The organism is Nocardioides ferulae (genome assembly GCF_003660455.1).
Classification (GTDB): Bacteria; Actinomycetota; Actinomycetes; order Propionibacteriales; family Nocardioidaceae; genus Nocardioides; species Nocardioides ferulae.
In genome coordinates this window covers 182,869-195,312 of sequence record NZ_QZVR01000007.1, presented here as the reverse complement: position 1 = coordinate 195,312, position 12,444 = coordinate 182,869, and the positions used below count along the sequence as shown (strand labels likewise).

11 protein-coding genes are annotated in these 12,444 nt (G+C 72.9%); 8 read left to right on the top strand and 3 right to left on the bottom strand.

From position 1 onward, the window contains the following. Nucleotides 1-5 precede the first annotated feature (5 nt). Nucleotides 6-365: a cupredoxin domain-containing protein gene (locus D6B71_RS11020; protein WP_121254929.1), complete on the bottom strand. Its 360-nt coding sequence runs from the start codon at nt 363-365 to the stop codon at nt 6-8. 171 nt (nt 366-536) lie between these two features. On the opposite strand from D6B71_RS11020, the gene D6B71_RS11015 reads away from it, so the two are divergent. The 4 genes from D6B71_RS11015 (at nt 537) to D6B71_RS22745 (ending at nt 4,330) form a co-directional block, all read left to right on the top strand. Then, a complete protein-coding gene (locus tag D6B71_RS11015; RefSeq protein ID WP_121254927.1) occupies nt 537-2,000 on the top strand; it encodes a WS/DGAT/MGAT family O-acyltransferase in 1,464 nt (487 codons plus the stop codon). Beyond that, on the top strand, nt 1,997-2,401 hold the full coding sequence (locus tag D6B71_RS11010) for a DUF6912 family protein (RefSeq protein ID WP_206051683.1): 405 nt from the start codon (nt 1,997-1,999) through the stop codon (nt 2,399-2,401). The genes D6B71_RS11015 and D6B71_RS11010 overlap by 4 nt, the downstream gene beginning before the upstream one ends. Nucleotides 2,402-2,447: 46 nt before the next feature. Continuing rightward, nucleotides 2,448-4,076 carry an L-glutamate gamma-semialdehyde dehydrogenase gene (gene pruA, locus D6B71_RS11005; protein WP_121254923.1) on the top strand — a complete coding sequence of 543 codons (1,629 nt, stop codon included), beginning with the start codon at nt 2,448-2,450 and terminating at the stop codon, nt 4,074-4,076. A gap of 77 nt (nt 4,077-4,153) precedes the next feature. Then, complete coding sequence (locus tag D6B71_RS22745; RefSeq protein ID WP_164519623.1) at nt 4,154-4,330, top strand: hypothetical protein; 177 nt, start codon at nt 4,154-4,156, stop codon at nt 4,328-4,330. On the opposite strand, the gene D6B71_RS11000 is transcribed toward D6B71_RS22745, so the two are convergent. Both D6B71_RS11000 and D6B71_RS10995 read right to left on the bottom strand, forming a co-directional pair. After that, nucleotides 4,327-4,809: a DUF2505 domain-containing protein gene (locus tag D6B71_RS11000; RefSeq protein ID WP_121254921.1), complete on the bottom strand. Its 483-nt coding sequence runs from the start codon at nt 4,807-4,809 to the stop codon at nt 4,327-4,329. The genes D6B71_RS22745 and D6B71_RS11000 overlap by 4 nt on opposite strands. Before the next feature lies 1 nt (nt 4,810). Further along, nucleotides 4,811-5,293, bottom strand: a complete 483-nt coding sequence (locus D6B71_RS10995) for a DUF2505 domain-containing protein (RefSeq protein WP_121254920.1) — start codon at nt 5,291-5,293, stop codon at nt 4,811-4,813. Between the two features lie 39 nt (nt 5,294-5,332). Between D6B71_RS10995 and D6B71_RS10990 the strand changes: the two genes are divergently transcribed. From D6B71_RS10990 to D6B71_RS10975, 4 genes are read left to right on the top strand one after another with little or no spacing between them, the layout of a single operon-like run. Continuing rightward, nucleotides 5,333-6,139 carry a tryptophan 2,3-dioxygenase family protein gene (locus D6B71_RS10990; RefSeq protein WP_121254918.1) on the top strand — a complete coding sequence of 269 codons (807 nt, stop codon included), beginning with the start codon at nt 5,333-5,335 and terminating at the stop codon, nt 6,137-6,139. 35 nt (nt 6,140-6,174) lie between these two features. Continuing rightward, a complete protein-coding gene (locus D6B71_RS10985; RefSeq protein ID WP_121254916.1) occupies nt 6,175-11,073 on the top strand; it encodes an NAD-glutamate dehydrogenase in 4,899 nt (1,632 codons plus the stop codon). After that, a complete protein-coding gene (locus tag D6B71_RS10980; protein ID WP_206051682.1) occupies nt 11,070-11,660 on the top strand; it encodes a DUF2238 domain-containing protein in 591 nt (196 codons plus the stop codon). The genes D6B71_RS10985 and D6B71_RS10980 overlap by 4 nt, the downstream gene beginning before the upstream one ends. After that, complete coding sequence (locus D6B71_RS10975) at nt 11,657-12,436, top strand: glycosyltransferase family 2 protein (protein WP_121254914.1); 780 nt, start codon at nt 11,657-11,659, stop codon at nt 12,434-12,436. The genes D6B71_RS10980 and D6B71_RS10975 overlap by 4 nt, the downstream gene beginning before the upstream one ends. Nucleotides 12,437-12,444 lie beyond the last annotated feature (8 nt).

Here is a 12,444-nt window from a genome sequence, read left to right as displayed (position 1 = left end):
GCGACTCAGCTGACTTCGAGCTGGACCAGCATCAGCGCCGGCTCGTGGAGCTCGACCTCCACCACCCCGGGCTTGTCGATCGGGTCGATCTCGTAGGTCGAGGTGCCCGGCTGGATCTCCAGGGACTGCTCGGGGTCGGAGTGCACGTGGATCTCACCGGCCTGGTCGGACTTCACGACCAGCTCGACGGGCTGGCCGGCGGGAACCTCCACCCGCTCGCCGTTGGGGGTCACCCTCCCGCCCTCGAGGGTGAGCTCGATGCTCACGGGCTCGTCGGTGCCGGTCTGGTCGGGCTCGTCCTCACCGCACGCGGCGAGCGCGAGCACGCAGCCGAGGGCCGCCAGGGTCGCCATGAGTCGGCGCATCGCTTTCCTCTCGTCCGGGCCGGGCCCGGGCAGGTGTGTGCTGGAGCTGGTGGTGGGTACCGCGGGGCCGCTCCCTGGACGGGAGCGAGGTCCGTGGTCGCCCGTGTCAGAATCCCATGCGGGCAAAGCGCGGGCCGCGGGGGTCCGCGACCGGACGGGAAGGCAGGGCGGATGGGCGAGCGACTGCGGCCCCGGGACCTGGCGTTCCTGGCCGCCGAGAGCGCGGCGACACCGATGCACAACGCGACGGTCGAGATCTTCGACCCGGGCGACCCCGGTGGCCCGGCTTTCGACCACGACCGCCTGGTCGAGCTGATCTGCGACCGGATCTCGTTCGTGCCGCGCTACCGCCAGCGCATCCAGCAGGTCGCCGGCGGGGTCGCGATGCCGGTGTGGGTCGACGACCCGCACTTCGACGTCGGCTACCACGTACGCCGCTCGGCGCTGCCCCGGCCCGGCTCCGAGGACCAGCTGCGCGAGCTGGTGGCCCGGATCGTCTCCCGCCCGCTGGACCGCAGCCGCCCGCTGTGGGAGGTCTACTTCATCGAGGGGTTGGCCGACGGCCGGGTCGCGGTGCTCTCGAAGTCGCACCAGGTGCTCGTCGACGGGGTGCACACCGTCGACCTCGGGCAGGTGATGCTCGACGTCTCGGCGGAGCCCAAGGAGCTCGGCGGCGACGAGTGGCGACCGACGCGGCGCCCTTCGCCGACGGCGCTCGCCCTCGACGCCCTGCACGACGCGGTGACCCGCCCGGAGACCGCGGTTCACGCTGCCCGTTCGACCATCGGTGCGGCCGTGCGCACGACCGACGCTGCGCTGAGCCGGGCCGGCCGGGTCGCCGGCGCGCTCGCCGGGCGCCGGCCGCAGCGCCCCGGCCCGCTCACGGGCCCGCACTCCCAGCAGCGGCGCCTGGTCGGGGTGCCGACGAGCCTCGCCGACCATCGGCTGGTCCGGTCCGTGCACGGCGGCACCGTCAACGACGTGGTGCTGGCGACGATCGCCGGTGGCCTGCGGGCCTGGCTGATGTCGCGACCCGAGGCGTTGGGCGGGCTGCGCCAGGTGCGGGCCGTGGTGCCGGTGTCGGTGATCGACGAGGAGCTCGAGGCCACGTCGCTGGGCAGCCAGATCGCGGCCCACTTCGTCGACCTGCCGGTCGGCGAGCCCAGCCCGGTGGTGCGGCTGCATCAGGTGTCGTACTCCTTCAAGGCCCACAAGGAGACCGGGCGTGCGGTGGCGGCGAACCGGCTGGCGGGCATCGCCGGCTTCGCGCCGGCGACCTTCCACGCCATCGGCACCCGGGTGGCGGCCGGCGAGCTGCGCCGGGGGTTCCAGCTCTGCGTGACCAACGTGCCCGGCCCGCAGTCCCCGCTGTACGCCGCGGGCGCGCGGATGCGGGCGACGTTCGCGATCCCGCCGTTGCTGCCGGGCCAGCTGTTGTCGGTGGCGGTGACCTCCTACGACGGGCAGGTCTTCTACCACCTGACCGCCGACCGCGACCTCGAGCCCGACCCGGACCTGCTCGGCACCTGCATCCGTGAGGCGCTCGAGGAGCTGGTCGAGACCGCGTCCGGTGTCCGGCCCCGCGCTCCCCGCGGGCGCAAGCGCAAGCCGGCCCGGTCGGAGGGGTCGAAGTGAGAGTGCGGGTCTATGTGCCGGTGACCTCCTCGACCCTGGCCACGATGGTCGCCGAGCGGCGGCTGGTCGGTCCGCTGCGGGCGCACGCGGTCACCGAGGCCCTGTGCGAGGCCTGGCCCGAGGGTGACGACGAGGGTTGGGAGTACGCCGCGCTGATGGCGGCCGCGGCCGACTCCACCCGGCTGCGCGCCGAGGGCGACGCACCCCGTCGCGTGGTCCTGGCCGCCGACGTCTCGGGGGCGACACCGGTGGGCGGGGAGGACGACGCCACGCTGGTCGAGGTCGCCGGCGACCTGCTGTGGAAGCACCTGGCCTCGGGTCACCTCGACACCGTCGACGACGCCGCGGACGACGACGACCTCGCGTGGTACGCCACCCAGGAGCTCGCCGACCTGGTCTGAGCCGGTCTGGTGTGACCGGCCCGGGCTCGGGCCGTAGTCTCGGTCCATGGACGCCATCAGCCTCCCGCCCGCCCCCGTCAACGAGCCGAACCAGACCTACGCTCCGGGCAGTCGCGAGCGGGAGGCCCTGCTCACCGAGCTCGAGGCCCTGCAGCGCGAGCAGCACGAGTTCCGGGCCCACATCGGTGGTCGGCAGGTGACCGGCGACGGCGAGCTGATCGAGGTGGTGCAGCCGCACGACCACCGCCACGTGCTGGGCGTGGTCCGCCAGGCCAGCCACGCCGACGCCGAGGCCGCCGTCCGGGCCGCCGCCGAGGCGGCACCGCAGTGGCGGGCGATGGACTTCGACGACCGGGCCGCGATCCTGCTCAAGGCGGCCGACCTGCTCGCCGGGCCATGGCGCCAGCGGCTGAACGCGGCGACGATGCTGGGCCAGTCGAAGACCGCCTTCCAGGCCGAGATCGACGCGGCGTGCGAGCTGATCGACTTCTGGCGCTTCAACGTCCACTACGCGCGGCAGATCCTCGCCGAGCAGCCGATCGCGAACAGCCCCGGGGTGTGGAACCGCACCGACCAGCGACCGCTGGAGGGCTTCGTCTACGCGATCACCCCGTTCAACTTCACCGCGATCGCGGGCAACCTCCCCACCGCGCCGGCGCTGATGGGCAACACGGTGATCTGGAAGCCCGCGCCGACCCAGCAGCTCGCCGCCAGCCTGACCATGGCGCTGCTCGAGGAGGCCGGCATGCCGCCGGGCGTGATCAACATGCTGCCCGGCCACGGTGCCGCGGTCTCCGAGGTGACCCTGGCCCACCCCGACCTGGCCGGCATCCACTTCACCGGCTCCACCCCGACCTTCCAGCACCTGTGGCGCACGGTCGGGGAGAACATCACGAGCTACCGCTCCTACCCGCGGATCGTGGGGGAGACCGGCGGCAAGGACTTCATCGTCGCCCACCCCTCGGCCGACCCCGACGTGGTCGCGACCGCCATGATCCGAGGCGCGTTCGAGTACCAAGGCCAGAAGTGCTCCGCGGCCTCCCGCGCCTACGTCGCCCGGTCGGTCTGGGAGCGGATCAAGGACCGCCTGGTGGCCGAGGTCGAGGACATCGCCATGGGCGACGTGCGCGACCTGTCGAACTTCATGGGCGCGGTCATCGACCGGCGGGCGTTCGTCAAGCACCAGGCCGCCATCGCCCGCGCCCAGGAGACGTCCGGCCTCGAGGTGCTGGCCGGCGGCAGCTGTGACGACTCGGTGGGCTGGTTCGTCCGGCCCACCCTCGTCGTGGGCGGCGACCCCACCGACGAGATGTTCTCCACCGAGTACTTCGGCCCGATCCTGGCGGTGCACGTCTACGACGACGCCGACTTCGAGTCGGCGGTCGACCAGATGGAGTCGTTCGCGCCCTACGCGCTCACCGGCTCGATCATCGCCCAGGACCGCCGGGCGATCGCCTGGGCTCAGGAGCGGCTGCGGTTCGCGGCCGGCAACTTCTACATCAACGACAAGCCCACCGGGGCGGTCGTGGGCCAGCAGCCGTTCGGCGGCGGCCGCGCGAGCGGCACCAACGACAAGGCCGGGGCCGCGGTCAACCTGCTGCGCTGGACCAGCCCGCGCAGCATCAAGGAGACCTTCGTGCCGCCGACCGACTACCGCTACCCGCACATGGGCTGACGCGCTCCGCAGGCTTCCAGCGGGTGTGGCCGGACTCACGGAGAGCGGACGCCGGGCCGGAGGCACAATGGCTGACCATGGCCTTCCCCGTCTCGGCGCTCCCGCTCCTGCTGGTGTGGCACATGGGCTCGCTGCACCCGCTGGAGAAGGTCCTGACGCTGGTGCTGGCCTTCGGGCCGTTCCTGGTGCTCGCGGGCGTGATCTGGCTGCGCCGCCGCGCCGACGAGCGGGAGGGTGAGCGCGAGGACGCCTAGCGGGCGAGGTACTCCTGGCCGGCGGCGTGCTCGACCTTCAGGGCCTTGGCCAGGTTGTCGGCGACCAGCCTCTCCAGCTTGCCGCCGACCAACGGCACCCGGACCCGGACCTCGAGGTCGACGATCTCGGTGGTGGCGCCGTCGGCCTCGACCAGCTCGTTGGTGCCGATCATCTCGCCCGGCTTGTGCGGGATCGTCACGTGCACGTCGGCGTGCGTGGTGGAGGTCCAGGTCTCCTCCTGGACGATCTCGATGGTGTCGCCGACCAGCTTGGTGGCGATCGACGGCAGCCCGCCCGCGTGCTGCACCTGCTCGATGACCACCCGGGTGCCGGTCGCCACCGGCTCGACCGTCACCGCTCCGCGCACCACCTTCATCCGCTCGCAGACCTCCTCGCGGAAGGCGGCGTCGGTCAGCATCGCGTGCACCTGCTCGGCGGAGCCGTCGTAGCGCAGCTCGTGGCGGACCCGGGTCGACATGTCAGCGGCTTCCTTCCAGGTAGGCGCGGCCCACCTCGTGCTCGGTGTCGATGCCGGCGGCGACCTTCTCGGCCAGCAGCTTCTCGATCTTCCCGCCGATCAGCGGGACCTTGACCTTCAGCTCCAGCTCGACGATCTCGCGGGTGCCGGACCCCTCGGGGCGCAGCGTGATCGTGCCGCGCATGTCGGCGGGCTTGCCGGGGGTCTCGATCTGCAGGGTTCCCCCGGTCGAGTCGGCCCATTCCTCCCGCTGGACCGCCCGCGTGGTGTCACCGGCGAAGGTGCGGGCGAACGACGGGAGGTCGGTGGTGCGCTGCTGCTGGTCGACGACGAGCGAGAAGCCGTTGCCGGTGCGCTCGAGCTCCACCTCCACCGACACCACGTCCTGGGCGGCGCAGACCGCCTCCCGGAACGCCGGGTCGGCCAGCATCGCGAAGACCTGGTCGGGGGTGGCGTCGTAGTCGATCTCGTGTCGGAACCTCATGAGGTCATCATGACCCAATCCGGCGTACCGTCTGCTCGCATGACTGAGCAGACCGACGTCTCCTTCGGCGAGCAGGGCGCCCAGCTCACCTACGGCAGCTATCTCGCGGTGCCCGAGCTGCTGTCCTGCCAGCGGCTGCGGTCACCCGCGCACGACGAGCTGCTGTTCATCACCGTCCACCAGGTCTACGAGCTGTGGTTCCAGCAGCTGCTGCACGAGGCCGCCGCCGCCCGCGACGCGATGTTGGCCGGCACAGCCGGCGAGGACGGCGACCTGTGGCGGGCCCAGCACCTGCTGCGCCGGGTGGCCACGATCGAGCAGGTGCTGGTGCAGCAGATCGACGTTCTCGAGACCATGACCCCCCAGGACTTCTTGCAGTTCCGGCAGCTGCTCGCCCCCGCCAGCGGCTTCCAGTCGGTGCAGTTCCGCGAGCTGGAGTTCCTCTCCGGCGCCAAGGACCCCGCCTACGTCGACCGGTTCCGCGGCCTCACCGACGACGAGCGGCAGCGGCTGGCCCGGCGGTTGGCCGAGCCGTCGCTGTGGGACGCCTACGTGAGCGTGCTTGACCGAGCCGGCCTGCCCACCGGCGACGAGGGCGCGCTGCTCGGCTCGCTGCGCGAGGTCGCCCACGACCGCGCGTCGTACGCCGCGCAGTGGGAGCTCGCCGAGAGCCTCCTGCACCACGACGAGCTGGCGGCCGCCTGGCGCGCCCGGCACGTGGTCATGGTCGAGCGGATGATCGGCGCCAAGTCCGGCACCGGCGGCTCGACCGGCGCCGGCTATCTGCGATCCCGGCTGGACCTGCGCTACTTCCCGCTGCTCTGGGAGCTGCGTTCGCGGCTCTGAACGGCGCGCTGTGCGGGGCGGCTAGGGTCGGGCCTGTGTCAACGACGACGCCGCCGACCCAGCCCACCCCGCAGACCCTGACGCCCCAGCAGCGGGCCAAGGTCGACCTCGTCCGAGCGGCCGTTCGGCTCGCCGGCGACGACGCCGAGCTGGCGGGCCTGGTCGACGCCTTCTATCGGCACGTCGCGCCCGAGGACATCGCCGGGCGCGACGCCGAGGACCTGCTCGGCGCGGTGCGGTCCCACCGCGAGCTCGCCCAGGAGCGCCCCCAGGGGACGGCCCGGGTGCGGGTGGTGGCGCCCACCAAGGACGGCGACGGGTGGTCCGCCGCCGGCCGCTCGGTGGTGGAGGTCGTCGTCGACGACATGCCGTTCCTGGTCGACTCGCTGACGATGGAGATGGCCCGCGAACGACGCTCCGTGCACGTGGTCGTGCACCCGGTGATCGACGTGGAGCGCGACATCGCCGGTGCGATGCGCTCGGCGCGGCCGGTGCTCGACGGAGCGCGGCCGCCGCACTCCGACGCGGTGCGTGAGTCGTGGATGCACCTGGAGGTCGACCGCATCCGCGACGCCGGGTCCGGCACCGGCCCCGACGACGTCGCGCAGGCGGTGCAGAAGGTGCTGCGCGACGTGCGCGAGTCCGTCGAGGACTGGGGCAAGATGCACGAGCGGATCAGCGCGATCGTGCACGAGCTCGCGCAGACCCCGCCGCCGCTGCCGGCCGAGGAGGTCCGGCAGGGCCGCGAGCTGCTGTCCTGGCTGGCGGCCGACCACTTCGCGTTCCTCGGCTACCGCGAGTACGCCCTCGAACGCGACGGCGACGCCGAGGTGCTGCGCGCCCGGCCCGGCAGCGGCCTGGGCATCCTGCGCTCCGACCCCGACCTCGCCCACGGTGCCTACCGGCTGCCGACGGCCGCGGCCGACCGCGCCCGGGAGAAGACCCTGCTGGTGCTGACCAAGGCGAACTCGCGCTCGACCGTGCACCGTCCGGCGTACCTCGACTACGTCGGCGTGAAGACCTTCGGCGCCGACGGCGAGGTCACCGGCGAACGCCGATTCCTCGGCCTGTTCTCCAGCACCGCCTACACCGAGTCGGTGGTGCGCATCCCGCTGCTGCGGGAGAAGGTCCGCGAGGTGCTCGAGCGCAGCGGCTTCGACCCGCTCAGCCACGACGGCAAGGCGCTGGTCAACACCCTCGAGACCTGGCCGCGCGACGAGCTGTTCCACACCCCGGTCGACGAGCTCACCGAGATGGCCGAGGCGGCGTCGCTGGCCCGCGAACGGCGGGCCGTGCGGCTGTTCCTGCGCCCCGACACCTACGGCCGCTACGTCTCCGCGATCGTCTATCTCCCGCGGGACCGCTACAACACGGGTGTCCGCGAGCGGTTCGCCAGCCTGCTGGTGGAGCGGCTGCAGGGCGAGACGATCGACTACACGGCCCGGCTCGACGAGTCCACCACCGCCCGCGTGCACTTCGTCGTGCACCTGGGGCGCGGCACCACCGTGCCGAAGGCCGACCCCGAGCTGGTCTCCGAGCTCGAGAGCGACCTCGCCGCCGCCGCCCGCTCGTGGCGCGACGCCTTCGCCAACGCCGTCGTCGACGAGCGTGGCGAGGAGGTCGGCGTCGGGCTGGCCCGGCGCTACGCCGAGTCCTTCCCCGAGGCCTACAAGGAGGACTTCGACCCCACCACGGCCGTCGCCGACGTCGGGCGCCTGGAGAGCATCGACGGCGACGAGGGGCTCGACCTGGCGCTGACCGGGCCGGTCGACGCCGAGCGCGGCCAGGCCCGGCTGAAGGTCTACCGGATCGGCACGCCGCTGTCGCTGTCGCGGATGCTGCCGATGCTCGCCTCGATGGGCGTCGAGGTGGTCGACGAACGCCCCTACGAGTTGACCGGGCTTGAGCGCCCGACGTTCGTCTACGAGTTCGGGCTCCGCTACGCCGGCAGTGTGCCCAGGGAGGCCGGACGGCAGTTCGAGGACGCCCTGCACGCCGTGTGGAGCGGCCACAACGAGGTCGACGGCTTCAACGCGCTGGTGCTCGCCGCCGGTCTCAACTGGCGCCAGGTGACGGTGCTGCGCGCCTACGCCCGCTACCTGCGGCAGGGCGGCACGCCGTTCTCGATGATCTCGCTGCAGGACGCGCTGCGACACAACGTCGACCTCGCCGCGCTGCTGGTGCGGCTCTTCGAGGCGCGCTTCGACCCCGGCGAGCGCTCCCTGCCCGCCGACGCCGAGGCCCGCCAGACCCGGGTCGAGCACCTGCGCGAGCGGATCGCCGCGGGCCTCGACGACGTGGCCAGCCTCGACCACGACCGGATCCTGCGCTCCTACCTCGCCCTGATCGAGGCCACCCTGCGCACGAACTTCTACCAGCGTGCCGAGGACGGCGGCCCCAAGCCGTACCTCTCGGTCAAGCTCGACCCCTCCGCGGTCCCCGACCTGCCCGAGCCGCGCCCGAAGTTCGAGATCTTCGTCTACTCGCCCCGGGTGGAGGGCGTGCACCTGAGGTTCGGCTCGGTCGCCCGCGGAGGGCTGCGCTGGTCGGATCGGCGCGACGACTACCGCACCGAGGTGCTGGGCCTGGTCAAGGCGCAGATGGTGAAGAACACCGTGATCGTGCCGGTCGGCGCGAAGGGCGGCTTCTACTGCCGACACCTGCCCGACCCGAGCGACCGCGACGCCTGGATGGCCGAGGGCGTGGCCTGCTACCGCTCGTTCATCAGCGGCCTGCTCGACGTCACCGACAACCTCGTCGACGGCGAGACCGTGCCGCCCCCGCGCGTCGTGCGGCACGACGGTGACGACTCCTACCTCGTGGTGGCGGCCGACAAGGGCACGGCCTCCTTCTCCGACATCGCCAACGAGGTCGCGGCGTCGTACGGCTTCTGGCTCGGCGACGCCTTCGCCAGCGGCGGCTCCGCCGGCTACGACCACAAGGCGATGGGCATCACCGCCCGCGGCGCCTGGGTCTCGGTGCAGCGGCACTTCCGCGAGCGCGGCATCGACTGCCAGCGCGAGGACTTCACCGCCGTCGGCATCGGCGACATGTCCGGCGACGTGTTCGGCAACGGCATGCTCTGCTCCGAGCACATCCGGCTGGTGGCCGCCTTCGACCACCGCGACATCTTCCTCGACCCCGACCCCGACGCCGCCACCTCGTTCGCCGAGCGCAAGCGGCTCTTCGAGCTGCCCCGCTCCAGCTGGGCCGACTACGACAGCTCGCTGATCTCCGAGGGGGGCGGCGTCTGGTCGCGGCAGCGCAAGTCGATCCCGCTCAACGACGCGGTACGCCGCGCCCTCGGCATCGACGACGGCGTGCAGAAGATGGCGCCCACCGAGCTGATGCGGGCGATCCTGCGCGCCCCGGTCGACCTGCTGTGGAACGGCGGCATCGGCACCTACGTCAAGGCCTCGACCGAGACCAACGCCGACGTCGGCGACAAGGCGGGCGACGCGATCCGGGTCGACGGGCGCGAGCTGCGCACCCGCTGCGTCGGCGAGGGCGGCAACCTCGGCTTCACCCAGCTCGGCCGCATCGAGTACGCCCGGACCGGCGGCCGGATCAACACCGACTTCATCGACAACTCCGCCGGCGTCGACACCTCCGACCACGAGGTCAACCTCAAGATCCTCCTCGACCGCGTGGTCAAGGAGGGCGAGCTGCGCCCCGAGCAGCGTGACTCGCTGCTCGCGGAGATGACCGACGAGGTCGCCGCGCTGGTGCTGCGCGACAACTACGAGCAGAACCTGGCGCTGGCCAACGCCGCCGCGCACGCACCGGCGATGCTGCACGTGCACGAGGACTGGATGCGCCGGCTCGAACGCGACGGGGTGCTCGACCGCGACCTCGAGGGGCTGCCCTCGCGCAAGGAGGTGCGCCGCCGGCTCGAGCAGCGCGAGGGGCTGACCGTGCCCGAGCTGTCGGTGCTGCTGGCCTGGACCAAGATCACGCTGGCCGAGAGGCTGCTCGACTCCGACCAGCCCGACGACCCGTTCCTGCGCAGCGACCTGTTCGCCTACTTCCCCTCGCACATGCGCCAGGGCTACCGGCCGCAGATGGAGACCCACCCGCTGCGCCGCGAGATCATCGTCACCCAGATCGTCAACGACCTGGTCAACGGGGCCGGCATCACGTTCTGGCCGCGGCTGGCCGCCGAGAGCGGGGCCGGCCCCGCCGAGCTGACCATCGCCAACTTCGTCGCGCGCGAGATCTTCGGCTCGCTCGTGCTGCGCGACGAGCTCGCCTCCTACGACAACCGCCTCGACGCCGCGGTGCAGACCCGGATGCGCCTGGAGATGCGCACGCTTGTCGAGCGCGGCTCCCGCTGGCTGGTCGCCAACCGGCGGCCACCGCTCGACTCCGACACGGTCGTCGACGCCTTCGAGGTGCCGGTGCAGCGGGCGATGGCACAGCTGCCCGAGCTGATGACCGGCCGGGAGCTGGCGGCCTTCCACGCCCGCCGCGACGCGCTGGTCGAGCAGGGGGTCCCCGAGCAGCTGGCCACCCGGGTCGCCGTGCTGCCCCCGGCCTACATGCTGCTCTCGATCGTCGAGGTCGCCCGGCGCGAGGGGCTCGATCCCGAAGCGGTCGCGCGGGTGCACTTCGCGCTGGGGGAGCGCCTCGGCCTGCCCACGCTGGTGCAGCGGATCCTCGCGCTGCCCCGCCAGGACCGCTGGCAGGCGATGGCCCGCGCCGCGCTGCGCGACGACCTGCACGCCGTGCACTCCCAGCTCACCGCTGCGGTGCTGGCCCACGGGGCTGCCGACGACCCGGCGCCCGCCCGGGTGGCGGCCTGGGAGGAGCACAACGCCGTGGTCGTCGGGCGGGCCGCCGCCACACTCGAGGAGATCTGCACCGACGAGGCCGCCGACCTGGCGCGGATGTCGGTCGGGCTCCGGGTGGTGCGAGGACTGCTGGAGAACGGGTGACGGCCGTGACGTCGGGCGAGCACGCGCCCGGCGTGCCGTTGGTGCCGGCCGACGCGGTCCGGCTGGCGGCGCTGGTCAGCGTCGTGGCGGGCGGGCTCGGCTGGGGGTTCGTCGGGTTCGCGCTGTTCATGCTGGTGCTGGGCGGCTCGATGATCCCCCGCGCGCTCGGGGCGTCCGCGGCGCTCGACGCGGCGTACTCGGTGAGCATCGTGTTCGCCGCCTGGGCGGCCCAGCTCGACTGGTACGCCGCGGTGCCCTGGCTCGACGTCGTCGTGCACGTTGCCGCGACCGGACTGGTCGCAGCCGTGGTGCACTTCGCGCTGGTGCGGGTCGGGGCGCTCCCCGCTGTCGACGAGCCGAGGCTGCCTCGTGCCCGGCTCGGCGGCGGTCTGGTGACCGTGGCGCTCGGCCTGGCGTTGGCAGTGCTCTGGGAGCTCGGCGAGTGGGGTGGCCACACCTATCTCGACGACCGCATCCAGGTGGGCTACGCCGACACCATGGGCGACCTCGCCGCGGGCCTGCTCGGGGCCGTGGTCGCCGGGCTGATCCTGGCCCGCGGGGCGCTGCTGGCGGGCGAACGCCGGTGAACGGAGCCCTGCCCAGCGTGTCGGTGGTGATCCCGGTGCGCGACGACGCGGAGCTGCTGCGGGCCTGCCTGGAGGCGCTGGCCCGCCAGAGCGTGCCGCCACTGGAGGTCGTGGTCGTCGACAACGCCTCGGTGGACGACTCGGCGGCGGTGGCCCGCTCGTTCGGCGCCCGGGTCGTGGTCGAGGACCGGGTCGGCATCCCGTCGGCCGCCGCGACCGGCTACGACGCGGCGTGCGGCGAGGTGATCGCCCGCTGCGACGCCGACTCGGTGCCGCCGCGGCGGTGGGTGGAGCGGATCGCCCGCACGCTGGCCGACCCCGAGGTCGACGCGGTGACCGGCACCGGCTGGTTCCGCGACGTGCCGCCGGTGCTGAGGTGGGGTCTCGAGGCGGTCTACCTCGGCTCCTACTACCTGCTCAGCCACCTGGCGCTCGGCCACCGGCCGCTGTGGGGCTCGAGCATGGCGCTGCGCCGCAGCAGCTGGCTCGCGGTGAGCGACGACGTGCACCGCGACGCCGACGTGCACGACGACATGGACCTCGCGTTCGTGCTCGGCCCGAGCGCCCGCATCCGGTTCGACCCGCGGCTGCGGGTGGGCGTCTCGGCGCGGTCGGTGCGCGGCGCGAGCCAGCTGCGGCGCCGGTTCGCCCGTGCCGTCACCACGCTTCGGCTGAACTGGACGCTGCAGCCGCCGTGGGAGCGGTGGCAGCAGCGGATCCGGCGATCGAGTCGTCGATCGTTCCCCGACACGCTGCGAAAAGGCGGGAATCAGTGACGGCTCGG